Origin of the sequence: Kaistia hirudinis, from assembly GCF_014196455.1 — a bacterium.
GTDB classification, from domain to species: Bacteria; Pseudomonadota; Alphaproteobacteria; order Rhizobiales; family Kaistiaceae; genus Kaistia; species Kaistia hirudinis.
This window is the reverse complement of sequence record NZ_JACIDS010000002.1, coordinates 485,498-509,703: the sequence shown is the minus strand read 5'-3', so window position 1 is coordinate 509,703 and position 24,206 is coordinate 485,498. Positions and strand designations below refer to the sequence as shown.

General features: G+C 67.1%; 26 protein-coding genes and 1 riboswitch. Of the genes, 13 read left to right on the top strand and 13 right to left on the bottom strand.

The annotated features are described in order from the left end of the window. Nucleotides 1-22 precede the first annotated feature (22 nt). Nucleotides 23-1,555 carry a DHA2 family efflux MFS transporter permease subunit gene (locus tag GGR25_RS07425; protein WP_246409345.1) on the top strand — a complete coding sequence of 511 codons (1,533 nt, stop codon included), beginning with the start codon at nt 23-25 and terminating at the stop codon, nt 1,553-1,555. A gap of 134 nt (nt 1,556-1,689) precedes the next feature. Then, a complete protein-coding gene (locus GGR25_RS07420; RefSeq protein WP_183398113.1) occupies nt 1,690-3,186 on the top strand; it encodes an MDR family MFS transporter in 1,497 nt (498 codons plus the stop codon). A gap of 45 nt (nt 3,187-3,231) precedes the next feature. Here the strand turns inward: GGR25_RS07420 and GGR25_RS07415 are convergent, their stop codons facing one another. The 4 genes from GGR25_RS07415 to thiM all read right to left on the bottom strand — a co-directional run bounded on the left by GGR25_RS07415 (nt 3,232) and on the right by thiM (nt 7,147). Continuing rightward, complete coding sequence (locus tag GGR25_RS07415; RefSeq protein ID WP_183398631.1) at nt 3,232-3,768, bottom strand: glyoxalase superfamily protein; 537 nt, start codon at nt 3,766-3,768, stop codon at nt 3,232-3,234. Nucleotides 3,769-3,965: 197 nt separating this feature from the next. Next, nucleotides 3,966-5,558, bottom strand: coding sequence for a malate synthase A (gene aceB, locus GGR25_RS07410; protein ID WP_183398112.1), 1,593 nt, complete (start codon nt 5,556-5,558; stop codon nt 3,966-3,968). A gap of 108 nt (nt 5,559-5,666) precedes the next feature. Further along, entirely contained in the window at nt 5,667-6,311 is a 645-nt protein-coding gene (thiE, locus tag GGR25_RS07405; protein ID WP_183398111.1) for a thiamine phosphate synthase, read from the bottom strand. Then, nucleotides 6,311-7,147 carry a hydroxyethylthiazole kinase gene (gene thiM, locus GGR25_RS07400; RefSeq protein WP_183398110.1) on the bottom strand — a complete coding sequence of 279 codons (837 nt, stop codon included), beginning with the start codon at nt 7,145-7,147 and terminating at the stop codon, nt 6,311-6,313. Before thiM ends, thiE begins: the two co-directional genes overlap by 1 nt. A 50-nt stretch (nt 7,148-7,197) precedes the next feature. Beyond that, nucleotides 7,198-7,311: riboswitch (TPP riboswitch) on the bottom strand. Between the two features lie 209 nt (nt 7,312-7,520). On the opposite strand from thiM, the gene GGR25_RS07395 reads away from it, so the two are divergent. Beyond that, nucleotides 7,521-8,324: a transglutaminase-like domain-containing protein gene (locus GGR25_RS07395; RefSeq protein ID WP_183398630.1), complete on the top strand. Its 804-nt coding sequence runs from the start codon at nt 7,521-7,523 to the stop codon at nt 8,322-8,324. A 31-nt stretch (nt 8,325-8,355) separates the two neighbouring features. Here GGR25_RS07395 and GGR25_RS07390 read toward each other — a convergent pair whose 3' ends face one another. Beyond that, nucleotides 8,356-9,387, bottom strand: coding sequence for a helix-turn-helix domain-containing protein (locus GGR25_RS07390; protein WP_183398109.1), 1,032 nt, complete (start codon nt 9,385-9,387; stop codon nt 8,356-8,358). A gap of 146 nt (nt 9,388-9,533) precedes the next feature. Between GGR25_RS07390 and GGR25_RS07385 the strand changes: the two genes are divergently transcribed. Beyond that, a complete protein-coding gene (locus tag GGR25_RS07385) occupies nt 9,534-10,607 on the top strand; it encodes an alpha/beta hydrolase family protein (protein WP_183398108.1) in 1,074 nt (357 codons plus the stop codon). Nucleotides 10,608-10,687: 80 nt separating this feature from the next. Next, nucleotides 10,688-10,912, top strand: coding sequence for a hypothetical protein (locus tag GGR25_RS07380; RefSeq protein WP_246409343.1), 225 nt, complete (start codon nt 10,688-10,690; stop codon nt 10,910-10,912). Nucleotides 10,913-11,002: 90 nt separating this feature from the next. Here the strand turns inward: GGR25_RS07380 and GGR25_RS07375 are convergent, their stop codons facing one another. Further along, nucleotides 11,003-11,551 carry a DUF1697 domain-containing protein gene (locus tag GGR25_RS07375; RefSeq protein WP_183398107.1) on the bottom strand — a complete coding sequence of 183 codons (549 nt, stop codon included), beginning with the start codon at nt 11,549-11,551 and terminating at the stop codon, nt 11,003-11,005. Nucleotides 11,552-11,711: 160 nt separating this feature from the next. Between GGR25_RS07375 and GGR25_RS07370 the strand changes: the two genes are divergently transcribed. The 6 genes from GGR25_RS07370 to GGR25_RS07345 all read left to right on the top strand — a co-directional run bounded on the left by GGR25_RS07370 (nt 11,712) and on the right by GGR25_RS07345 (nt 16,281). Next, on the top strand, nt 11,712-12,086 hold the full coding sequence (locus GGR25_RS07370) for a hypothetical protein (protein ID WP_183398106.1): 375 nt from the start codon (nt 11,712-11,714) through the stop codon (nt 12,084-12,086). Nucleotides 12,087-12,170: 84 nt separating this feature from the next. Next, entirely contained in the window at nt 12,171-12,740 is a 570-nt protein-coding gene (locus GGR25_RS07365; protein WP_183398105.1) for a copper chaperone PCu(A)C, read from the top strand. A 2-nt stretch (nt 12,741-12,742) separates the two neighbouring features. After that, nucleotides 12,743-13,336, top strand: coding sequence for an SCO family protein (locus GGR25_RS07360; protein WP_183398104.1), 594 nt, complete (start codon nt 12,743-12,745; stop codon nt 13,334-13,336). Nucleotides 13,337-13,422: 86 nt separating this feature from the next. Further along, the gene (budA, locus tag GGR25_RS07355; protein ID WP_183398103.1) at nt 13,423-14,253 is read left to right on the top strand and encodes an acetolactate decarboxylase; all 831 of its coding nucleotides are present in this window, start codon (nt 13,423-13,425) and stop codon (nt 14,251-14,253) included. A gap of 73 nt (nt 14,254-14,326) precedes the next feature. Further along, nucleotides 14,327-15,715, top strand: a complete 1,389-nt coding sequence (locus GGR25_RS07350) for an ADP-ribosylglycohydrolase family protein (protein ID WP_183398102.1) — start codon at nt 14,327-14,329, stop codon at nt 15,713-15,715. Then, the gene (locus tag GGR25_RS07345) at nt 15,715-16,281 is read left to right on the top strand and encodes a hypothetical protein (RefSeq protein ID WP_183398101.1); all 567 of its coding nucleotides are present in this window, start codon (nt 15,715-15,717) and stop codon (nt 16,279-16,281) included. Before GGR25_RS07350 ends, GGR25_RS07345 begins: the two co-directional genes overlap by 1 nt. 23 nt (nt 16,282-16,304) lie before the next feature. On the opposite strand, the gene GGR25_RS07340 is transcribed toward GGR25_RS07345, so the two are convergent. After that, nucleotides 16,305-16,787 (bottom strand): cupin domain-containing protein, encoded by a 483-nt coding sequence (locus tag GGR25_RS07340; protein ID WP_183398100.1) that lies wholly within the window; start codon nt 16,785-16,787, stop codon nt 16,305-16,307. A gap of 69 nt (nt 16,788-16,856) precedes the next feature. On the opposite strand from GGR25_RS07340, the gene GGR25_RS07335 reads away from it, so the two are divergent. After that, the gene (locus GGR25_RS07335) at nt 16,857-17,456 is read left to right on the top strand and encodes a TetR/AcrR family transcriptional regulator (RefSeq protein ID WP_183398099.1); all 600 of its coding nucleotides are present in this window, start codon (nt 16,857-16,859) and stop codon (nt 17,454-17,456) included. Between the two features lie 6 nt (nt 17,457-17,462). On the opposite strand, the gene GGR25_RS07330 is transcribed toward GGR25_RS07335, so the two are convergent. The 6 genes from GGR25_RS07330 to GGR25_RS07305 all read right to left on the bottom strand — a co-directional run bounded on the left by GGR25_RS07330 (nt 17,463) and on the right by GGR25_RS07305 (nt 22,952). Next, a complete protein-coding gene (locus GGR25_RS07330) occupies nt 17,463-17,741 on the bottom strand; it encodes a PIN domain-containing protein (protein ID WP_246409341.1) in 279 nt (92 codons plus the stop codon). A 75-nt stretch (nt 17,742-17,816) separates the two neighbouring features. Continuing rightward, entirely contained in the window at nt 17,817-18,119 is a 303-nt protein-coding gene (locus tag GGR25_RS07325) for an AbrB/MazE/SpoVT family DNA-binding domain-containing protein (protein ID WP_183398097.1), read from the bottom strand. An 81-nt stretch (nt 18,120-18,200) separates the two neighbouring features. Beyond that, on the bottom strand, nt 18,201-19,502 hold the full coding sequence (gene glcF / locus GGR25_RS07320) for a glycolate oxidase subunit GlcF (RefSeq protein ID WP_183398096.1): 1,302 nt from the start codon (nt 19,500-19,502) through the stop codon (nt 18,201-18,203). Nucleotides 19,503-19,757: 255 nt separating this feature from the next. Further along, nucleotides 19,758-20,150, bottom strand: a complete 393-nt coding sequence (locus GGR25_RS07315) for an endonuclease domain-containing protein (protein ID WP_183398095.1) — start codon at nt 20,148-20,150, stop codon at nt 19,758-19,760. Between the two features lie 182 nt (nt 20,151-20,332). Continuing rightward, nucleotides 20,333-21,496: an FAD-binding protein gene (locus tag GGR25_RS07310; RefSeq protein WP_183398094.1), complete on the bottom strand. Its 1,164-nt coding sequence runs from the start codon at nt 21,494-21,496 to the stop codon at nt 20,333-20,335. Nucleotides 21,497-21,518: 22 nt separating this feature from the next. After that, nucleotides 21,519-22,952, bottom strand: a complete 1,434-nt coding sequence (locus GGR25_RS07305) for an FAD-linked oxidase C-terminal domain-containing protein (RefSeq protein WP_183398093.1) — start codon at nt 22,950-22,952, stop codon at nt 21,519-21,521. A gap of 327 nt (nt 22,953-23,279) precedes the next feature. Here GGR25_RS07305 and GGR25_RS07300 point away from each other — a divergent pair, with 327 nt between their 5' ends. Beyond that, nucleotides 23,280-24,203, top strand: coding sequence for a LysR family transcriptional regulator (locus tag GGR25_RS07300; protein WP_183398092.1), 924 nt, complete (start codon nt 23,280-23,282; stop codon nt 24,201-24,203). The last annotated feature ends 3 nt before the right edge of the window (nt 24,204-24,206 follow it).

Sequence of the window (24,206 nt, the reverse complement as noted above, 5' to 3'; positions counted from 1 at the left end):
TCCCGCCTTCGTCCAACCGCACATGAACGCGAAGCGAACGCTCGGCTTCGTCTTCATGTGCGTCGGCATGTTCATGGCGATCCTCGACATCCAGATCGTGTCGTCATCGCTGTCGGAGATCCAGGCGGGCCTTTCGGCCAGCGCCTCCGAGGTCTCGTGGGTGCAGACGGCCTATCTGATCGCCGAGATCGTAATGATCCCGCTCTCGGGCTTCCTCGGCCGGGCGCTTTCGACGCGCTATCTCTTCTCGGCCGCCGCCGCGGGCTTCGCCATCACCTCAATCGGCTGCTCCACCGCCAACACGATCACCGAGATGATCATCTGGCGCGGCCTGCAGGGCTTCATCGGCGGCGGCATGATCCCGTCCGTCTTCGCGGCGGCGTTCACGATCTTCCCGCGCAACCGGCAGGCGATGGTCTCGGCGATCATCGGCCTGATCGCGACGCTGGCGCCGACCATCGGCCCGACGATCGGCGGCTATCTCACCAGCCTCTTCTCCTGGCACTGGCTGTTTCTCGTCAACGTGCTGCCCGGCATCGCGGTGACGCTCGGCACCTATTTCCTTGTCGACTGGGACAAGCCGCATTTCGCGCTACTGGACCATTTCGACTATTTCGGCCTGGCGACGCTCGCGCTCTTTCTCGGCAGCCTCGAATATGTGCTGGAGGAAGGCTCGGCCAATGACTGGTTCCAGGACGAGACGATCCTCATCTTCGCCGTCCTGTCGGTCATCGCCGGCGTCGCCTTCTTCTGGCGCGTGCTGAACGCCAAGGAGCCGATCGTCGACATCCGCGCCTTCAACAACCGCAATTTCGCGACCGGCTCGCTGTTCTCCTTCATGCTCGGCGTCGGCCTCTACGGCCTCGTCTACCTCTATCCCGTCTTCCTCGCCCGGGTGCGCGGCTATGACTCGCTGCAGATCGGCGAAACCATGTTCGTCACCGGCATCTTCATGATGATCACGGCGCCGATCGCCGGTCAGCTCGCGCAGCGCATCGATCCGCGCTGGATGATGGCCTTCGGCCTGTCGCTGTTCGCGGTCTCCTGCCTCGAGCTGGTGCCGATCACGAAGGACTGGTCGTTCAACGAGCTGTTCATTCCGCAGGCGCTGCGCGGCGTCGCGCTGATGACCTCGATGATCCCCGTCTCGATGCTGGCGCTCGGCACGCTGCCGCCCGAGCGGATCAAGAACGCCTCCGGCCTCTTCAACCTGACGCGCAATCTCGGCGGCGCCGTCGGCCTCGCCGTGATCACGACGGTGCTCAACAATCGCTGGGACCTGCATATCAGCCGCCTGCACGAATCGGTGAACTGGGGCCGCGACGTCGCGAACGAGCGCATTGCGGCGCTGTCCCGCGGGCTCACGGCGCTGGGCTCGAATGCCGAGATCGGCGCGCTCAAGGTGCTCAGCCAATCGGTGCGGCGCGAAGCGCTCGTGATGGCGTTCTCCGACGTCTTCCTGGCGCTCGCCTTTCTGTTCGGCGCCATCGTGCTGCTCGTGCCGCTCGCCCAGAAGCCGCAGGCCCGGGGCGGTGGCGGCGGAGGGGGGCATTGATCGAGGCCTAGCCCTTCGCGTTGGAACGCCCGCAATTGCGATGGCGCGCGGAACGGAATATCGTTCCTCTTGCCTTATCATTCGCCGACGATATGTCTCGTCAGGCCCTTGCTCAACGATCCCGCCTCATCGCCATGGATGCCACTGCCACCCCCTCCCCGGGACCGGTCAAACTCGACGACGCCACGATCCGGACCATCGTCATCGGTGTGCTGCTCGCCATGCTGCTGGCCGCGCTCGACCAGACGATCGTCGCGACGGCGCTGCCGACGATCGGTCGCGATCTCGGCGATCTCCAGAACATCGCCTGGGTCGTCACCGCCTATCTGCTGTCGTCGACCGCGGTCACGCCACTCTACGGCAAGGTGTCGGACATCTATGGCCGGCGCACCACGCTGCTGACGGCGATCACGATCTTCATGATCGGCTCGGTCGCCTGCGCGCTCGCGCCGACCATGCTGACGCTGATCATCGCGCGCTTCTTGCAGGGCCTCGGCGGCGGCGGCCTGATCTCGCTCGCCCATACGATCATCGGCGACGCCATGTCGCCGAAGGAGCGTGCCCGCTACATGGGCTATTTCGGCGCGGTGTTCGCCTTGTCGAGCGTCGCCGGCCCCGTGCTCGGCGGCGTGCTCTCGCAGCTGTGGCACTGGTCGCTGATCTTCTGGATCAACATACCGCTCGGTGCGATGGCCTTCGCCATGACGGCGTCCGCGCTCCGGAAGCTGCCGCGCTATGAGCGGCCGCATAAGATCGACGTGATCGGCGCGCTGCTGCTCGTCGCTGCTGCCGTGCTGCTCCTGCTGGCGCTGTCCTGGGGTGGGGTCACCTATGCCTGGTCGTCCGGCACGATCCTCGGTATTTTCGGCGCCTCGGCGGTCGCCTGGGTGCTGTTCGTCGCCCGCCTGCTGACCGCGCCCGAACCGTTCCTGCCGCTCGGCGTGCTGCGCGACCGCGTCGTGGCCTTCGCGACGCTCGCCGGCTTCTTCGGCATCGGCACGATGGTGTCTCTGTCGATCTATCTGCCGCTGTTCTTCCAGTCAGTGCTGCATCTTTCGGCCGGGGCGTCGGGCGTCGCGCTCATTCCCATGTCGATCGGCACGGTGATCGGGGCGCAGACGTCGGGACGGGTCATGGCGCGCGTCGCGTCCTATAAGCGCCTGCCGATCGCTGGGCTCATCATCTCCGCGCTGACGACGGCGGCCCTCGCGCTCTTCGCCGACAGGCTGAGCCTCGTGCCGCTCGAAATTCTCCTCGCCATTATCGGCCTCGGCCTCGGGTCGCTGTTCCCGGTGACGATCGTCGCCGTTCAGAGCGCCGTCGCGCCGCACCACATGGGATCGGCGACCGCTACGGTGAATTTCATGCGCGCGCTCGGCAGCGCGATCCTGGTCGCGGCCTTTGGCGCCGTCTTCCTCGCCGGCGTCGATCGCCTTGCCTCGGCCGGTGGCACGTCTGTCGAGGAGAAGGTCGCCAAGGCCACCGAGGCCGGCATTTCGCTGGGCGGCGCCTTCAGCGGCGTCTTCGCGGCGGCTGCGGTTGGCATCGTGATCGCGCTGATCTTCTTCACGCTGATGGAAGAACGGCCGATCCGCGGTCACGGCCCGGCGCCGACCTCGGTCGAGCACTGACGCGAATGAACAAAGCGCCGCCATCGCGGCGCTTTGTCTCCGTCGTCAGATTCTCTCGTTGAAGCGAATCCGGTTCCCGAACGGATCGGGGACCTCGACGAGCAATGCGCCATATTCGGTCGTCTCCAGACCGGGGCGCGAATAGCCGTAGCGCTTTTCCATGAGTTCGGCGTGGAAGGCGCGCAGACCCGTCATCCAGACGAAGACGGTCGAGCCCGGGCTGGCATCGCCGTGATGCTCCGACAGATGGAGCTTCATGCCGGCGCGCCCGATCTCGGCATAGAGCGGAAGCGCGGGCGAATAGCGATGCTCCCAGTTCATCTTGAACCCGAGGAAGCCTTCGTAGAACTCGCGGGCCTTGCCGACGTCAAAGATCCGCAGGATGGGGATGACCTCGCTCACCATCATGCTTGCGTCCGACGGGGCTGCGCCGATCGCGGCTGAGAGGGTATTCCAGTCCAGTTCGCCGAATTGACGGGCCACCAGTTCGAGAGTCTCGCCATGGCCGAGGTCGACACCCCGAGCCGCCAATGCGGCCCGCAGTTCCTTCGCCATGAGCTTGGCATCGCGAAAATCGCGCATCATCTCAAGTCCTTCTGCTTCGCGGCGAACAGGCAGTCAGGGCTTGCATTGCTGACGCGCTCGCCGAACTGGCAGAACGGACCAGAGGATCGATCTTCGGCACGTTCACCATACCCGTAACAGGCGCAAGCGGCGGGCCGTGCCAGCCCGCCGCCAAGCTAATCCGGCAGAGGAATTGCGGTCAACCCGCCGGTAGGTCAGTCGATCAGGCGGTAGGCCGGCACCGTCAGGAAGGCCTCGCATTCGTCGGCGGTCGAAAGCCGCGCGAAGAGCTCGATCGCCTCGGGGAAACGGCCCGCCGCGTAATTGTCGGCGCCGACCTCGCGCTTGACGACTTCCATCTCCTCGCCGAGCAGACGCTCGAAGAGTTCCTTGGTCACCTTCTGGCCGCCTTCCAGCGTCGCCTCGAAGTGAAGCTGCTGCCAGATCTGCGTGCGGCTGATCTCGGCCGTCGCCGCATCTTCCATAAGGTTATAGATCGGAACGGCACCGCGGCCACGCAGCCAGGCCTCGATATACTGGACGCCCACGCGGATATTGTGACGAAGACCTTCCTCCGTCCGCGTACCCTCATGAACCTGCAGCATGTCCTTCGCCGTCACGGCGACATCCTCGCGAAGGCGCGTCAGCTGGTTCGGCGTCGGCATCAGGCGGTCGAAGACTTCCATGGCGACGGGGACCAGATCGGGATGCGCGACCCAGGTGCCGTCATGGCCAGCACCGGCCTCGCGCTCCTTGTCAGCGCGGACCTTGGCGAAGGCGGCCTCGTTGGCGGCCGGATCGTTCTTGATCGGGATCTGCGCGGCCATGCCGCCCATGGCGAAGGCGCCGCGGCGATGGCAGGTCTTGATCAGGAGATCCGAATAGGCCTTCAGGAAGGCCTTGCCCATGACGACCTGGCCGCGGTCGGGCAGCAGGAAGTCCTTGTTATTGCGGAGAGTCTTGATGAAGGAGAAGATGTAGTCCCAGCGGCCGCAATTGAGGCCGGCCATGTGGTCCTTCAATTCGAACAGGATCTCGTCCATCTCGAAGGCAGCCGGCAGCGTCTCGATCAGAACCGTCGCCTTGACCGAGCCATGCGGCACGCCGAGCAGTTCCTCGGCCGCCGTGAAGACCTCGTTCCACAGGCGCGCCTCGAGATGGCTCTCCATCTTCGGCAGGTAGAAATAGGGACCCGAGCCGGCGGCGAGTGACGACTTGGCGTTGTGGAAGAAGTAAAGACCGAAATCGACCAGAGAACCGGACGCTTCCGCACCGTCGAAGGTGATGTGGCGCTCGGGAAGATGCCAGCCACGCGGACGGATGATCAGGACCGCCGGCTTGGACGACAGCTTGTATTCCTTGCCGGTCTTCGCGTCCGTGAAGTCGATCTTGTTCGCCCAGCGATCCTTCAGATTGATCTGGCCTTCGATCATGTTGGCCCAGGACGGCGAGGACGCGTCCTCGAAATCCGCCATGAAGACCTTGGCGCCGGAATTGAGCGCGTTGACGATCATCTTGCGATCGACCGGGCCGGTGATCTCGACGCGACGATCGAGCAGATCGGCCGGAATCGGCGCGACCTTCCAGTCGCCCGAGCGAACGGAGGCGGTCTCGGGCAGGAAGTCCGGCAGGCCGCCCTTGTCAAAGAAGACCTGGCGTTCCCCTCTCTTTTCAAGGAGTTGGCGCCTGCGCGCATCGAAGCGGCCATGCAGTTCGGCCACGAAGGCGAGCGCCTCCGGCGTCAGGATCTCGTCGAAGCGGGGACCGGACGCGCCGGTGACCTTCAGGCGGCTTGCATGGGCGGACATGGATTTCTCCTCGGGAAACGGGCGATTTCGGTGCATCATGTCATGCTGCCGTCTTCAACGAAACAAGCGGAAAGGTCCGAGGACCTTTTCCGCCTGGGAGAAGATCGTTCAGCCGCTCTTGGCAGCCGCGACCACCGCGGCGAGTTCCGACGCGACGGCCTTCGGATCGTCCGCCGCCATGATCGCCGAGACGACGGCGAGGCCGTCGCCGCCGGAGCGGATCGCCGCTTCGCCATTTTTCGCCTGCACGCCGCCAATGACGACGATGGGCAGCTTCGTCGCCGCCCGAATGGCCGCGACGCCCTCGAAGCCGATCGGCGTCGGGGCATTCGGCTTGGTCGCGGTGAAATAGACCGGGCCGACGCCGAGATAGTCGACGACGTCGATATCCTCCGGCACCAGTTCCGAGACGCGCGAGACCGAAAGGCCGAGAATGCGGTCCGGACCGATCAGTTCGCGCACCTTGGCGGGGCGCATGTCGCTCTGCCCGACATGGACGCCATCGGCATCGACGGCGAGCGCGACGTCGACGCGGTCATTGATGATCAGCGGGATGCCGAGCGGCCGGAGCAGATCCATGAGCGCCGCGGCGGTCTCGACCAGATGGCGGGTCTTGTTCACGGGATCGCGCAGCTGCACGAGCGTGACGCCGCCGGCCACCGCTTGCCGGACGGTCTCGACGACGCCGCGCGGGCCGGCGAGGGTTTCGTCGGTGATGAGATAGACCGAGAGATCGAAGGGCCGCACCGCCATCAGACCGCCTCCCCCGCCAGGACGCGGATCGACGCGTTGCGCGCGATCGCGGCCGCATCGATGCCATGGAGCGCGTCGAGAAGCTCGGCCGGCAGATGGCCGGGTCCGGTAAGGCGCGCGCCCGCCTCTGCGCCGGCGGCGCCATAGACGGCCATGGCGGCGACAGTGGCCTCGAGCGGCGGGCGGACCGAGGCGAAGGCGCCGACCGTCGCCGAGAGCGCGCAGCCGAGCGCGGTCGAGAGCGGCATCAGCGCATGGCCGCCGGTGATCGCGACCAGCGTGGTGCCATCCGTGACATAGTCGGTCTCGCCGGTGACGGCGACGACCGCGCCGGTGTCACGGGCCAGCGCGCGCGCCGCATCGAGGGCTGCATCGGAGCTGTCGGTCGAATCGACGCCCTTGCCGCCGGCACCGGACGCGCCGGCGAGGCTCATGATCTCGCTGGCATTGCCGCGGATGACGGCCGGGCCGAGCGCCGCCAGCTCCACGGCGATGCCCGTGCGATAGGCGGTCGCGCCGCAGCCGACGGGATCGAGCACCCAGGGTTTGCCGAGCTCGCGCATCTTGCCGATAGCGCGGCGCATGCCTTCGACCCAGGGCGGCGACAGCGTGCCGATATTGACGACGAGCGCATTGGAGATGGCGGCGAACTCGGCCGATTCCTCCGGCGCATGCACCATGGCAGGCGACGCGCCGAGGGCGAGCAGCACATTGGCCGAGATGGTCATCGCCACATAATTGGTGATGTTCTGCACCAGCGGCCGCGTGGCGCGCAGCGCGACGAGCGCGGCGAAAGCGGCGTCGAGCGAGAGGGTTTCTTCTGCTTTCTGAGACAATTCTTCGTCCTTGGCGTTGGCGCAGGACGGAACGACGGCTTTTGGCGCTTGCGCACCTTTGGCTCAATCCCTCCGCCGGCATGATCCGGATCAGGTTCGCGGGTTGGCTTTGAAAGCCTCTCAGCCAGGATCCGGGACGGATCGAGGCACCCCGATGAGACGGCGGCAAACTAGCACGATGCAGCGGACGCGCAAGCAGGAGGCGCACGGTGCCGGGAATTGCGCCAATGGGGGGAACCAACATCGTGGTATTCTGTTGTGTCGCGAGAGGCGCGCCGGGCGCCAGGAGAGAATGCGCATGCACGATCTACCCACGCCGGCCGGGTTCACATCGACTCAGATGAGGCCAGGCACCGACCCGAACGCGTTTCCGCTGCGGCTGCGGCTCGGCGTTCAGCTCGATTATGACCTCACGGCCGATACGCCGATGATCGCGATGGTCAATGTCCACCCATCGCGCGCGTCGCTGCTCGAATATCCCGATCTGATCACGACGAACCCGTCCGTACCGATCCATGGCTATTATGACAGCTATGGCAATTGGTGCTGCCGCCTGGTGGCACCGGCCGGCCGGTTCTCGATCCGCACCGACACGATCATCCGCGACAGCGGCCAGCCGGATCCGTACCACCCCGAGGCGATGCAGCATCGGGTCGAGGATCTGCCGGCCGAGACGCTCGTCTTCCTGCTGGGCAGCCGCTATTGCGAGACCGACCGCCTCGCCGACGAGGCGTGGCGCCTGTTCGGCAATACGCAGCCGGGCTGGAGCCGGGTGCAGGCGGTGTGCGACTTCGTGCACAACCATATCCGCTTCGGCTATGAGAACGCGCGCAACACGCGGACGGCCGCAGAGGCCTATCAGGAGCGCGTCGGCGTCTGTCGCGACTTCGCCCATCTCGCCGTCGCCTTCTGCCGGACGCTGAACATCCCGACCCGCTATTGCACGGGCTACATCTCGGATGTCGGCCAGCCGCCGCCCTATGCGGCCATGGACCTCGCCGCCTGGATCGAGGTCTATCTCTCCGGCCAGTGGCACGTCTTCGACCCGCGCAACAACGACCGCCGCATCGGCCGTGTCCCGATCGCCTATGGCCGCGATGCCGCCGATGTGCCGATCACGCACACCTTCGGCCCGAACCTCCTGACGCGCTTCGCGGTGATCACCGAGGAAGCGTAAGGCGCCAGCCAGCCGTCGCCCCGCCGCCCCATCAGGTGGCGTCGGGCCGATGCAGCGCGCGCCATGCGGCCGGGCTGAGCCCGGTCACCCGGCGGAACTCACGATTGAAGTTCGACTTGGTCTGAAACCCCGCCTCCAGCATCGCGGTGGTCACGCTCGCGTCGGTATCGCGCAGCAGGCGGCACGCCTCCTCGATGCGGTAGCCATTGACGTATTGCGAGACGTTCATGCCGGCGAGGCGATTGACGGCGGCGGAAATCCGGCGGGCCGGAATGCCGGCGCGCCGCGCGAGGCGCGACAGGTTGAGGTTCTCGTCGCAATAGAGCCTCTCCTGCTTCATGAGCGCCTCGATGCTGGCGAGCACCTCGCGATCATCGTCGGCGTCCGGATCGGGCGCGGCCGGCACGCTCTCCGGTGTCTGCTCCGGCGCTGCCTGGCTGCTGCCGGCGATCCAGGCCGTCAGGCCGATCATGAGCAGCCCGAGGAAATTGGCATTGCCGACGATGGCACCGACATGGGCGCCGCGCATCTGCTCGAAATTCAGGAAGACGGCGAGATCGAACAGCGCCGAGAGGCAGAGCGCCGCGGCGGCGACATAGAGCGCCCGATGAACCGGCGTGACGCCCTCGAAGCGTGCCTCGCCGAGCCCGTCCGGTCCGGAACGGCCGAGCCGCAACAAGGCGACCGCGTAGCCGACGAACAGCAGGACGAGCGCGATGTCGATCAGTTGCGGCAGCGTCAGGAACAGGACGACGACGAGCAAAGGCGGCAGCGCGGCCGTCAGGAGGTCACGGCGATGTGCCGCTGGCCCCGGACGGATCAAGCGGTGGAAGCTCGCATAAACGAGCGGCGGCAGAGAAGCCGCCACGACCGGCAAGGCGAAGCGCAGCACGGATACGCCGTAGCCCCAGCGCAGTCCGACCAGAACGGATTGCAGCGCGCAGAGCCCGATCAGTAGCAGGAAGGGACGGCTGGCGCCTCCGCCCTCGCCGAAGCGCAGCAGCGCGAGAAAGAGGATCGCGAGCAGCAGGGCGACGACGAAAGGCAAGGGCACGAAGAGCAAGCGGATACCCGGTGAAAACGGTTCCAACGAGGAAACGTGACCTAAATCACGTTCGCGGACGACCTCAAACAGGTTCGAGGACGCGCCGGGCGGATCGGCTCTGGGAGGACGGCACCGTTGCCATGCTTCGCCAAGCCGGAGAGTCCATGAAGCCCCTCGCCTTTCTGTTCGCAGCCCTCTGCCTCGCGACCGCCACCCAGCCCGTCCTCGCGGCGGATGAAGTCGGCGTCAAGACGCTGACCGTCCCCTCGCCCGCGCGCGGCCGGGACCTCGCGGTCACCATCTGGTACCCGGCGACGCCCGGCGGAACGGACATACGCGTCGGCGAAAACAAACTCTTCCAGGGCGCCCCGGCCTTGGCGGACGCGCCGCGCGCTCCGGGCCGCTTTCCGCTGATCCTCGTCTCGCACGGCTCCGGCGCGCGGATCGAAAATCTCGGCTGGATCGCGAACCGCCTGGTCGCCGCCGGCTTCATCGTCGCCGGCCCCAACCACCCCGGCACGACCAGCGGCGACTCGACGCCGATCGCCACGCCGAATGTGTGGGAGCGCACGGACGATCTCGCGACGCTGCTCACCGCGCTGACGGAGAGCCCCGACTGGCGCGACGCGCTCGCCGATCGCCGGGTCGGCGTGCTCGGCTTCTCGCTCGGCGGCACGACAGCGATGGAACTGGCCGGCGCGATCCCCGACCGCGAGGCCTATGCGCGCTACTGCGACACCTATCCCGCGATGATGGACTGCGTCTGGTTCGCCGGCGGCAAGGGCTATGTCGATGGCAAGGAGGTTCCGAGCCAGAAGGTCGATCTGCGGCAGATGGACAAGCGCCGCTTCGAGCAGTCCAACCGCGATCCGCGCATCGGCTCGGCAGTGCTGGTCGATCCGGGCATGGCGATGGCGTTCCAGCGGGCAAGCCTTGAAGCCATCGCCATCCCCATGCATTTCATCAATCTCGGCGGTCCCGGAACCGTCCCGACCGGCGTCGTCGCCGAGGACCTCGCCCGCCTGACGCCCAAGGGCGACTATGCGCAGGTCGACGGCGCCGTGCACTTCACCTTCCTCGCCGAATGCCAGCCAGGCGGCAAGGCACTGCTGGCCGCGATCGGCGAGGCCGACCGGCTGTGCGACGATGGCGGCAGCCGCCCGCGCGCCGCCATGCATGCCGAGCTCGGCGACAGGATCGCCGCCGACTTCACCCGCGACCTGAAGGCCGCGCCCTAGGCGGAGGCGCGGCGGCGTGGATGGCGTGGACTTCGCCGCGCCGCCCTGATTTGATCTGCGTCTCATCGGGAGCGCGCGACATGGCTGATTTCAAGGACATGGCTGGGTTCAAGGCCGAAGACGGGGCGCTCGCCAGCCTCGTGCTGCTGGAGGAGCTGTTCAGCATGCTGGCCCAATCGGGAATCGTGCCGCAGAGCAAGCTCGGGGACGTGGTCCGCTCGGCGGCAGCCCGGCTCGACACCAGCGACCATTTCGGCGCCGGCGCCGCGATCCAGCACTATTTCGAGGCCTGGCTGCGGGACTAGGCCTCATCCGCATTCGGGCGTTCTGGCCTTCCCGCGCCCCCCCCCTCGTGTCATGGCCGTGCTTGACCCGGCAATCCAGTTTTGCGGCAGCTAACCAATGGTCGGCCCGAGCATCTCGCCGAGCCGGCGGACCGTGTTCCAGTTGCGCGCCGTGCCGATGCCGAGCTTCTTCGAGGAGAGGGCGGAGAGCAGGCGCGAGGCGCTCGGTCGGGCCGGGAATGCCGCCCAGACATCGCCGCCGATCACGGCGACGCGCTCGCCTTCGCTCAGAATGCCTTGGAGACGCGCCTCCGTCCCCGCTTCGACGCTCTTGCGCATGACGCGCACCACCACGCGGCTGCCGTCCGCTTCCGATTCCGCCGGAAAGGGATTGCCCGCGACCAGCGCGTGCCAGGCATCGGCCTCGCGCACGACGATGTCGACGCCCTTGCCATAGGTCCGGGCGAAGGCGGCTTCGAGCGCCGTCTCGATCTGCGGAACGGTGCGGTCACCCGCCTCGAAGACGAGATTGCCCGTCGCGACCAGCGTCGCGACGGCGCCGAACCCCTCGGCCTCGGCCATCGCCTTCAGCTCCGACATCACGACGCGCCGCGTCGGCGAAATCACGATCGAATAGAGCAATGCGACGTGGCTCGGCATCGGCACCTCCCGGCTGGCAGGACGTCACCCTAGCGGCCCCGGCGGCGGGCGGCACCTGCGCAGACGCGGCGCGTCGTTGGCGCTGCGGTTCATATGCCGCGCCTGCGTCCGTTTTCGGCGGCGACGGAAACTGCTATGCCTCGATCGCGAGGAGAGGACCGTGCTGCACCGGACAAAGCGAGGCTGGACCGTCGAGACGGCGCTGACGATAGCGCTGTTTCTTCTCGTGCAGGCCTTCTTCAGCGGCATGTCGCTCGGCGCCCGCGCCGATACGCTCGACCCTGCTGCCGGCGTGATCTGCTTCGGCAGCAGCCCTTCCGCATTCGATCCGCGTCCGACGACGCAGGACCGGAGCCACCTCGTCGATTGCTGCACGCTCGGCTGCCCGATGATCGGCGGCCTGCCGGCACCGCAGGCGGCGACCGCGGCAGCGCCTCACATCTTTGCGGACATCGCTCCGGCGATCGCCGCGGAGCATCTGCCCGGCCGCTTCGAGCTTTCCCCGCTCCGCTCCCGCGCGCCGCCCAGCCCCTGATCCAGCATGCGCGCGCCGTTGGGCGTGCGAACGAACGACCGCGCGCGCCTGCGCCGCGGATCAATGGATCCATGGGAGATGATCATGTCCAAGTCCCTCTTCGTCACGCGCCTTGCCGCGTCCGCCTTCCGCCGTTTCCGCTCGATCGAGGAGCGCGTCGGCATTGCCGTCTTCGCGGCTGCGCTCGTCTTCGTGCCGGCCCAATCCGTCTTCGCGCACGAGTTCAAGATCGGCTCACTCGAGATCGAGCATCCCTGGACGCGCGCGACGCCGCCCGGCGCGGCCGTCGGCGGCGGCTATGTCGAAATCACCAATGACGGCGACACCGCCGACCGCCTCGTCTCTGCCACAGCCGACATCGCCGGCCGCGTCGAAATCCACGAGATGAAGGTCGAGGACGGCGTCATGAAGATGGCCCCGCTTCCCGACGGGGTGCCGATCCCCGCCAAGGAAACGGTGAAGCTCGCGCCCGGCGGCTATCACATCATGTTCATGCAGTTGAAGGGGCCGCTCAAGAAGGGTGACAAGATCCCCGGCACGCTCACCTTCGAGAAGGCCGGAACCGTCAAGGTCGAGTTCGCCGTCGAAGCGATCGGCGCGGCGGCGCCGGACGGCGGTGGCGAGCACGACATGAACAAGATGGACGGCAACTAGGCATGGCGCGCCGCTTCAAGGTGGCGGCCTGGACGGGGGCGGTTCTGATCGCCCTCGGCCTGTCGGCGTCGCTCGCCTATTTCCTCACCCGGCCCGAGACCGGCGGCATCGCCGGCATCGGCGGCCCGATCGATCTCGCCAAGGCGGGCGGCGGGCGCTTCACGACGCCCGATATCGGCGGCAAGCCCTACGCCATCTTCTTCGGCTTCACGCGCTGCCCCAATGTCTGCCCGACGACTTTGTCCGATCTGACGCTCGATATGGACGAGCTCGGGCCGCTGGCCGACCGGTTCAAGGTGCTGTTCGTCTCGGTCGATCCCGATCGCGACACGCCGGAGAGCATGCACGACTATCTCTCCGCCTTCGACCCGCGCATCGTCGGCCTCTCCGGCACAACGGCGGAGATCGCCGCCATCGCCAAGGACTATCGCGTCTATTACCGCAAGGTCCCGACCGAAGGCGGCGACTACACGATGGACCACACGGCGAGCGTCTATCTCATGAACGCCAAGGGTCAGCTCGTCGGCACCCTCGCCTTCGAGGAGGACCGCAAGACGCAGGTCGCCAAGCTCAAGCGCCTTGCCGAAGAAGGCTGAGGACGAGCCGCCTTCGCGTGTTGCCCTCGCCAACCGATCCGACGCAAACTCGGCGCCGGATCGGCACTTATGTCAGGCAGGGCGCGATGCATCACGGTGGCTATACGATACCGGCGTCGCTGCGCCATCTGATCGACGCCGAGCGCGCGCGGACCGGCCGCAGCGCCGAGGCGATCATCCGCGATGCGCTCTCGCAATATTTCGAGACGTCGCTCCACACCGTCTTCCAGGTCTCCACCTCCGGCGCGCTGGTCGCCGGCGTCTCGGAGCGCGAGGTCAGCGTCGGGACGCTGCTGGACCATGGCGATTTCGGTCTCGGCACCTTTACAGGGCTCGACGGCGAGATGATCCTCATCGAGGGCCACGCCTATCATGCCGACGTCAATGGTGACGTCACGCGGGTGGCGCCCGATGCCGGCACGCCGTTTGCGATCGTCACGCGCTTCAGCCCGGAACAGGAGACGACGCTCGGCCCGGTCCGCAGCTTCTCCGAGCTCGAAGCCGCCTGCGATCCGCTGCGCGGCTCCGGCAATATCTTCTACGCGCTGCGGCTCGACGGCCGCTTCGCCCGCGTGAAGGCGCGTTCGATCGGCCCGCAGGCGCCGGGGACCCGCCTCGCCGAAGCCGCCAAGAGCCAGCACGAATTCACCTTCACGGATGTGGAGGGGACGCTGGTCGGCATCTGGTCGCCGGAATTTTCGGGGCCGTTCAGCGTCGCGGGCTACCATTTCCACTTCATCTCGGCAGACCGCCGCCATGGCGGCCACGTCCTCGATGTCGACGCCGAGGGCCTCAGGCTGCAGATCGAGCCGCTGAGCAATTTCCACCTCGCTTTGCCGGAAACCGAGGCGTATCTCCGCGCCACGATCAGCGGGAACACCGCCGCCGAACTCGCCACCGCCGAGCGGGGCCGCTAGCGGCGGCGCCTCTCGACACGATGATGAAATCCCCTACTGTGCCGCCGCCCCTTCATTCAGACGGAACCGATCGATGAAAGCCTGGGAATTTGCCCGCGACCTGCTGCGCAACGCCGAGCCCGTGCTCCGCAGCGAGGAAGAGCAGACCTGGGACGCCTCCGAGGCGATCGCCGGCCAGGATTTCTGGGTGCGCATGTTCTGGCAATCGAATGTGCCGGGCTCGGGCGCGCCGGAGAGCCTTGCCGTCGCGGCCGTGCAGTCGCTCGAAAACAAGGGCTGGGTCGTTCCGGCGGAGAATGCGCTGTGGCTCGAAAAGGGCCTCGCCGCCGTCGACGAGGGTGACATGGAGGCGCTGCATGTCGCCCATGCCCGCCTCAAGGCCGTGCTGCGCCAGGCGAAGCCCGACCCGGACCATCCCTCCCAGAAGACGAAGCGCTTTTCCTCCTTCGCCGACTATGAAGCGGCCGTGAGCTTCCCGCCGGATGTCGCCTATGACGTCGGGGGCAAGGATTTCGAGGACCGCATCGCCGCCGGCTGGTGGGGCCAGATCATCGGCGCGGCCGTCGGCACGGCGCTCGAAGGCTACACGACCGAGAAGCTCGAAAAGGCCTTCGGCAGGATCGATCGCTATATGCGGCCGCCGAACACCTATAATGACGATATCACCTTCGAGCTCGCCTTCCTCTACGCCTTCGCGCTCAAGGGCTACGCGGTCACCAGCGCCGATGTCGGCGACTATTGGGTCAGCCTGATCCCCGTCGCCTGGTCAGCGGAGGCCGTGGCGCTCGAGAACCTCCGCCGCGGCGTCTATCCGCCGGAAAGTGCGCTGGACGGCAATCCGTTCGATGAATGGATCGGCGCACAGATGCGCGGCGCGATCGTCGGCATGGTGGCACCCGGCCGCGCCCGCGAGGCGGCGCGCCTCGCCTGGCTCGATGCGGAGGTTTCGCATACCGGCAATGGCATTCTCGGCGAGGTCTTCAACGCCGTGCTCGTCGCGCGCGCCTTCGTCGAGACCGACATGCGGAGGCTCACGGCCGAGACGGTCGACCTCATGCCGGCCGATACGGAATATGGCGCGGTCGTGCGCTTCGCGCTCGATGCGGCGCGGAAATCGGCCGACTGGAAGAACGCCTGGGCGCTCTGCGACGCCGAATATGTCGAATATAACTGGATTCACGCCTATCCGAACGCGGCAGCGCAGGTGATCGCGCTCTGGTTCGGCCAAGGCGATTTCGACGAGACGCTCGCCATCATCGGCGGCTGCGGCCACGATGTCGACTGCAACGCGGCGCAGATCCTCGCCGCGGTCGCCATCGCCAAGGGCTTCGCATCGATCGACAAGCGCTGGATCGACCCGATCGGCGACGAGCTCATCACCTATATGCGCCGCCCGGCCAAGACGACGACGAGCGCGGTTTGCGCGATGACGGTCGAGGCGGTGCGGAGAGCGCGATCCTGATGCGGAGGCTAGCGCGCAACACCCTCGCTGCCCTCGCCTTCTGCGGTGCCCTCGCCTCCGTGCCGCAATTCGCGGCGGCGGCGCCGAACTGCACCAGCGACGCGGACTATCTGGTCGTCGAGGTGCCGCACAAGGACGATGCCGGCAACAGCTATATCGTCCGCGACAAGGCGGCCCATCCAAAGGCCGCCTGCAGCACCAAGGCCGCGAAGGGCGACTATGTCATCGGCGGCGCGGACGACGCGTTATACCTGCTGAAGCTCGTCGGTTCGACGCTGCTGATCGATTCCGGCACCGGACCGGATCGCGAGCTGGAGATCTACGACTTGAAGACCCGCAAGCTCGTCTATTCCGGCGGCTATGACAGCGACACGATCGCGATCGACGCCGCCGGCGCCAGTTTCTGGACGCCGAGCGGCGCCGAGGCGACGGCGGCGAACTGTCCCGATCTTGCCCAGATCGAGAAGGACGGCCTGACGCCGGTGGTCGACGTCAAGGCCCGCTTCGACTTCGCCGGCAACACGCTCGAAAAGAGCTCCGAGACGCATTGCCGCGCGACGCAGTAAGCGATCCGAAATGGCAGCCGGCCTCACGCCGGCGGCAGCATCTCGATGCCGTATCGGCCGGCCGCGGCGACGAGGCGCGGAATATCCGGCGGGCTCATCGGCGGGAAGTTCGCGGCGTCGGCGACGGGATCGCCGGCCTCGACGAAGAAATTCTCATGCAGACCGCCCGGCAGGTTGATGATCAGCATGCGCGCCTGCGTGTCGCCCGGGTTGGAGAAGCCGTGCGGGACGCCGCGCGGAATATAGTGGAACGTGCCCGGCCCGCCGCGCGTAACCTTGCCCGCCACCATGAATTCGAACTCACCCTCGAGCACGAAGAAGGCTTCGGCGTCGTCGCGCTGGATATGCGGCGGCGTGCCCTGCCCGGGCGCCGTCTTCGCCTCGACCAGCGAGAAACTGCCTTCCGTGTCAGCGGCCGTCGCGCGGAAGGTGACGAGCGTGCCGAGCAGATGGATCGTGGAACCGGCCTTCGAAGCCGGGGCCGCAGTGGCAATGTGAGCGTTCATGATTGTCCATCCATGAGGTTTGTGATACATTTTTCTCGTAATGAGATTTTTGTCTTATAAGGGTGCGTTGTGAGCAGTCAAGAGGGTTTCGAGCGCGTGGCGCAGAAGCAGCGGACCCGGGCCGCGCTGTTGCAGGCCGCGCGGGAATGGCTGGCGGAGGGGAAGCATCCGACGGTGGCGGAGGCGGCCGATCGGGCCAAGATCTCGCGCGCGACGGCCTATCGCTATTTCTCGGCGCCCGAGACGATGGCGCAGGAGGCGGTGCTGGATGCGATCGCCAAGGAGTTCGCCGACGTGCATTTCCGCGGCGCGCCGCCGGATGCCGATCTGGCCGGGCGGGCCGCCTTCGTCGTGGCGGCGATCCTGCGCATGGTGATCGCCAACGAGGCGCTGTTCCGCACCTTCCTCAGCGTCTCGGTCGGCGGGGGCGCGCGTCCGGCGGCGCCGCGCGGCGGGCGCCGCCTCGGCTGGATCCGCGAAGCGCTGGCGCCGCGGCTGGGCGATCTCGATTCCGCCCGGCAGGAGCGGCTCGTGACCGGCCTCGCGCTCCTCACCGGGATCGAGACGATCATCGTGCTCCGCGATGTCTGCGGACTGCGCGAAGACGCGATCGAGGCGACGGCGCGCGACCTGGCGCAGACGCTGGTCGCGGGCGTGATGGCCGGATAGGCGGCCTCAGCGGATCAGGACGATCTCGACGCCAGCCGCCTCGGCAATGGAGGCCCAGGCGCGATCGGCGGTGAGCGCGGGAACGCCGAGGCGCTTCGCCAGCGCGAGGCAGGCGCGATCACCGAGGGAGAGGCCGGCTGACCGGGTGGCCTGAGCCATCAATCCCGCTTCGAGGGCGAGTTCGGCATCAAAGGGTATGATCGGCGGCGAAAGCGCTGCCAGCGTCGAGCGGACCGCGTCGGCCGCGTTGTGCCGCGCGAGAAGCTGGCGACGACTTCGCTCCAATTGACCGCCGAGACGAGCAATCGGCGAGGACCCGCTCGACCGTCTCAGCGCCGGGCTCACGCTGCAGGAAGGCGATCAGCGCCGAGGCGTCGAGGACGTAGGCAGCCACGCGTCGAACTCCGCCTGCTCCCGTGCCGCTTCTTCCCGGCGCGCGGCGATAAATTCATCCACAGTGGGGATCGGCCCGTACTTCTCCTCCAACTCCTTGGCAAGGATCTGGGCAGGATGAAGCGGCCGGACGGCGGCGCGAATCCGGATATCGCCGTCGTCGACATTGACAACCACGGTATCGCCGGTTCGAAGGCCCAGCTCTTCCAGGAATTCGGACGGCAGGCTCACCGCGCCGTCCTCGGATATTCTGACCTTGACGTCCCGCATCGGATCTTCCCCATCGCGCATCGCGATATATGGGCTCAGATCGTCAGTTTCGCATCAAAAGCCAGTCGCCACAAACGCCGCTCACGCCACGCCCGCCGGCTTTGGCCCGCCATAGGCCCAGTCGAGCAGTTCGATCGTGTGCACCACCGGGACGCCGGCGCCGTCCGAAAGCTGCGTCATGCAGCCGATATTGCCGGTCGCGACGATGTCCGGCGCTATCCTTGCGATGTTGCCGAGCTTGCGCGCCTTCAATTGCTGCGACAGCTTGGGCTGCAGCATGTTGTAGGTGCCGGCCGAGCCGCAGCAGATATGGCCCTCGGGCACGTCGCGCACCGTGAAGCCGGCCTTCTGCAGCAGCGTCTTCGGCGTCACCTTGATCTGCTGGCCGTGCTGCATCGAGCAGGCCGAATGATAGGCGACCGTGAGCGGCGCGGGCGCCGCGACCGGTTCGAGCTTCAGGCTTTCGAGATATTCCGTGATGTCCTTGGCGATGGCCGAAACCCGCGCCGCCTTCTCGGCATAGGCCTTGTCCTCGCGGAACATGAAGCCATAGTCCTTGATCGTCGTTCCGCAGCCGGACGCGGTGATGATGATCGCGTCGAGCCCCTCGCCATCCATCTCGGCGATCCAGGCGTCGATCGTCTGTTTCGCCTGCGCATGCGACTGGTCGGACTTGCCCATGTGATGGGCGAGCGAGCCGCAGCAGCTCTCGCCCTTGGCGATCACCACCTCGACGCCGACGCGGTTCAGGAGGCGGATGGTTGCCTCGTTGATCGCCGGATCGAGCACCGGCTGGACGCAGCCCGAGAGCAGCGCGACGCGGCCGCGCTTCTGCGCCCCCGCCGGGAACACGCCCGGCCCTTCCGACGGAGTGCGGCCCGCGGGAAAGCGCGGCGCGAGCTTCAGCATGGCGCCGATCCGCTCGAAGCCGGGGATCTTTGCGACGACGCCGGCAAAGGGCCGCGCGATCGCGGCGCCGACCAGCGCCAGGCGGAAGCGGCTGCGATAGGGCAGGACCGCGGCGATGGTCGCGCGGATCGCCTTGTCGGCGAAGGGCCGGTTATAGGTCTCCTCGATATGCGCGCGGGCATGATCGACGAGGTGCATGTAATTGACGCCCGAGGGGCAGGTCGTCATGCAGGAAAGGCAGGACAGACAGCGGTCGACATGCTTGACGACCTCATCATTGGCCGGCTTGCCGCCTTCCAGCATGTCCTTGATCAGATAGATGCGCCCGCGCGGACTATCGAGCTCGTCGCCGAGCAGCAGATAGGTCGGACACGTCGCGGTGCAGAAGCCGCAATGGACGCAGGTCCTGAGAATCTTCTCGGATTCGCGGGTGTCGGGATCGGCGAGCTGGGCGAGGGTGAAGGAGGTTTGCATTCTATTTCTCTCCCCGTAGGCTCAGTCTCAGCCACCATCCCCCTCTGGGGAGGCTTGGGCCGGAGATACCGACAGCCGGCCTCCCGATGCCTCGGCGGCTGTCCCCCCTCCCCGGCCCTCCCCCACAAGGGGGGAGGGAGAAGAAAGAATCACTCGCTAACGTCGATGAAGCGCCGAGCCCCACCCTCTCCCCCCTTGTGGGGGAGAGTTGGAGAGGGGGGTGCGCGGGCGTGAGGCTCGCCCGATACATGCTGATCACTCGGTCCACTCCTGAGCGAGCACGCCGACGAGATCGAGAAGAACGCCGTCAAGATTAGTCATGATGTCGTTGTTCCAATACCGGACGACTCGGTATCCTTCGGCTTCCAACCGCCGCGTGCGGGCTTCGTCTCGACGGATCGCTTCGTCAGCGCCATGCGTGGCGCCGTCGATTTCGACGATCAGACGTCGTTCATGGCAGACGAAATCGACGACACAGCCGGCGATCGGGACCTGACGGCGAAAGCCGAGGCCATGAAAGCGATGCGCACGCAGATGCTTCCAGATGATCTGCTCCGGCTCCGACATGGCCTGACGGAGTTCGTGAGATCTCTGCCTCAGAAGCGGAGCGACCGGCTTGTTCGACGATGATTTGCGGCTTCCCGTCATCGCAAGCCTCCCTATGCCTCGGCGGCTGTCCCCCCTCCCCGGCCCTCCCCCACAAGGGGGGAGGGAGAAGAAAGAAACGCTCGCCAAACTCGATGCGGAACCGAGCCCCGCCCTCTCCCCCCTTGTGGGGGAGAGCTGGAGAGGGGGGTTGGCTGGGATGGAACTCGGCCGGGAGGCGGCGATCACCCCATCCTCCCTGGATTGAGCACGCCCGCCGGGTCGAACTCCGCGCGGATCTTCTCGGCGATCGCAGCGATCGCGGCGGGTTCCGGTTCGAAGACCGGGACGGCGGCGCGGGTGGCGTGGGCGGCGCGGACCAGCGTGGCGTGGCCGCCTCCACTGAGCGCGGCGCGGATGATCGCCGCGCCCGCGTCGCCCTGGTCGCGGGTGCTCGCCCAGATCTGGCCGCCGCCCCAATCATAGAGAAGGCGGCTGCCGAGCTCGGCTTCGAGGCGCGCCCCGACCGCCGGGCCGTCGGAGGGCTTGACCGAAATCCGCCAGACGGCGTCGTCTGCCGCGGCGCCGAGCGCCGTCACATCGGCGATCGGCCGCCAGAGCGCCTGCGAGGCGTCGCCCTCGACGGCGGTCACCGGGCCGAACGGCTTCAGATGGGCTGCGAGGCGGTCGCGGCGATAGGCGCAGGAGGCCGAGAAGCCCTCGAAGCGCAGCAGGGTTTGTGACGGGCTGCCGGGAAGATGGGCCGCGCCGGTGATCTCGAACGGCGTGCCGAGCGCGGCGGACATCGCCTCCACGGCGTGCGCCGCCGAAAGCCCCTCGAGGACCAGCGTCGTCTCGGTCTCCGCCTCGGGCAGCAGCTTGTAGGTGACCTCGGTCAGGATGCCGAGCGTGCCCCATGAGCCGGCGAAGAGCTTCACGAGATCATAGCCGGTGACGTTCTTCATAACGCGGCCGCCGGATTTGATCGTCTCGCCGCGGCCGGTGGTGGCGCGGATGCCGATCAGATGATCGCGCGCCGCGCCCGCCTGGATACGGCGCGGGCCGGCGGCATTCGAGGCCGTGACGCCGCCAATGGTCGGCTCGCCGCGCGTGCCGAGTAGCGGGCGCCAATCGATCGGCTCGAAGGCGAGGCGCTGGCGGTTCGCCTTCAGCGCCGCCTCGATCTCGGAGAGCTTCGTGCCGGCCCGCGCCGCCAGCACCATTTCCGACGGCTCATAGAGCGTGATGCCGGTCAGCGCCTGCGTCGACAGCACCCGCGCCGCCTGGACCGGACGGCCGATGTCGCGCGTGCCGCCGCCATGAATGGCGAGCGGGCTCTTCGAGCCGGCAGCCTCATGCACGATCGCCTCGATCTCGGCTTCGGCCTCGGGGAGAAGGATGGAGGTCATGTGCCGTGCTTTCCGGAGCGCATCACACCGGCCGCCCTTCGAGCGGGAAAACCTTGTGCGGATTGAGCAGCCATTTGGGATCGAGCGCCGTCTTGACGCGCATCTGCTGGTCGAGGTCGATCGTGTTGAACTGGTGGATCATCAGTTCGCGCTTCTCGACGCCGACGCCATGCTCGCCGGTCAGGCAGCCGCCGACCTCGACGCAGAGCTTCAAGATGTCGGCGCCCGCCGCCTCGGCCTTTTCGAGTTCGCCCGGCTGGTTGGCGTTGAAGAGCACGAGCGGATGCAGATTGCCGTCGCCGGCATGGAAGATATTGGCCACCTGCAGCCCATAGCCGGCGCAGATGTCGGAAATGCCGGTCAGCACCTGCGGCAGGCAGCCGGTCGGGATCGTGCCGTCCATGCACATGTAATCCGCGATGCGGCCCATGGCGCCGAAGGCGGATTTCCGGCCCTTCCAGATCGCCGCGCTCTCGGCCTCGGATTGCGAGACCTTCATCGTGGACGGGTTGAACGCCGCCGCGATCGTCGTGATGCGGCCGATCAGATCCTCGATCTCGGCCTCGGAGCCCTCGACCTCGATGATCAGCAGCGCCTCGACATCGAGCGGATAGCCGGCATGGGCGAAGGCCTCGCAGACCTTGATCGCCGGCCGGTCCATGTATTCGATCGCGACCGGGATGATGCCCGAGCCGATGATGGCGGCGACGCAGGCGCCGCAGGCCTCGGCCGACTGGAAGCCCATCAGCATGGGCCGCGCGCCTTCGGCAAGCGGCAGGATGCGCAGCGTTGCCTCGGTGACGACGCCGAGCTGGCCCTCCGAGCCGACGACGAGGCCGAGCAGGTCGAGGCCGGCGCTATCGAGCGCCGCGCCGCCGATCTCGACGACCGTCCCGTCGATCATGACCATCTTCACGCCGAGGACATTGTTGGTCGTCACGCCATATTTCAGGCAATGCGCGCCGCCGGAGTTCATGGCGATATTGCCGGCGATGGTGCAGGCGAGCTGGCTCGAGGGATCGGGCGCGTAGAAGAAGCCGAGATGGTTCACGGCGCCGGAAACGCCGAGATTGGTGACGCCCGCCTCGACGCGGATGATGCGGTTGTCCGTGTCGATCTCGAGGATGCGGTTCATCTTGGAGACGCCGAGCACCACGGCATCGGCGGTCGGCAGCGCGCCACCGGCGAGCGAGGTGCCCGCGCCGCGCGCCACGACCTTGACGCCCTCGGCGCTCAGGAATTTCAGCACGGCCGAGACCTGTTCCGTCGTCTCCGGCAGCACGACCGCGAGCGGGATCTGGCGATAGGCGGTCAGCGCGTCGGTCTCATAAGCGCGGCGCTCGTCCTCCTCGGTGATCAGCGAGGCGGCGGGCAGCAGCGCGGCAAGTCCCGCGATGATCGCATCACGGCGCGCCAGCACGCGCTCGTCGGGCTTCGGCATCAGAATCGCGGACATGCACCCCTCCCAACTCCGGACAACACCGGCCTCACTTTCACCTCCCCCTGAGGGGGAGGTCGACCGCCGGAGGCGGGCGGGAGAGGGTTTAGAACCTCTCCGGACAGACCGTAAACCCTCTCTTGGCCCCCTGGGCCGACCTCTCCCTCAGGGAGAGGTGAAGAAGGTTCCGTTCCGTGCCGTCGCCGTAGCGGCGATACCCAGTCTTCCTCCAGGCTGGATGGCCACCTTAGAACCATCCCACCCTCCCCCCAAGCCTCGCGGCCAAACAATCATCCTTTCCCCACCATTGAAAATGGTCGCGGTTTCTTGCCAGTATGATCCGCAATGAGCGACTTCACCGACATGGAAATCTTCGCGCGCGTCGTGACTGCCGGCAGCCTGTCGGCGGCGGGGCGCGAGCTCGGCCTGTCGCCGGCCGTCGTTTCCAAGCGGTTGAAACGGCTGGAGGACCGGCTCGGCACGCGCTTGCTTCAGCGCACGACGCGGCAGATCGCGCTGACCGAGGCGGGGCGCGGCTTCAACGAGCGCATCGTGCAGATCCTCGCCTCGATCGAGGAGGCGGAAGCCTATGTCGGCGGCCGCTCCGCCGCGGCGCGCGGCACGCTCAAGGTCTCGGCGCCGACCTCGTTCGGCCGGTTGCACATCGCGCCGCATCTCCAGCCCTTCCTCGACGCCAATCCCGGCCTCACCATCAATCTCGTGCTCTCGGATGATTTCGTCGACCTGGTCAAGGAAGGGATCGATGTGGCGATCCGCATTGCGGAGCTCACGGATTCGAGCCTCGTCGCAAGGCGGCTGGCGCCCAATCACCGCCTGCTCTGCGCCAGCCCGGCCTATCTGGCGGCGCATGGCACGCCGGAGCGGCTCGCCGATCTCGCGCGGCACAATCTGCTGGCCACCGCCGGCCAGGACCCGTGGCGGCTCGAGGGCCCGGGCGGGCCGGTGACCGTGCATGTCGACGGCCGCCTCAAGACGAATTCGAACGAGGTCGTGCGCGAAGCGGTGATCGCCGGGCTCGGCATCGCGCTCCGCTCGACCTGGGATGTCGGCCCGGAACTGCGCACGGGCCAGCTCGTCCATGTGCTGCCCGCCTTCCGCGCGTCGCGCCGCGTCGCGGTCCACGCCGTCTATCCGAGCCGCCGCTTCCTCGCCGCCAAAGTCCGCCTCTTCATCGATTTCCTCGCCACGCTCTATGGCGAGCATCCGAAATGGGACGAGGGCCTGGAGGCGATCATCGGGGACGGCTGATCG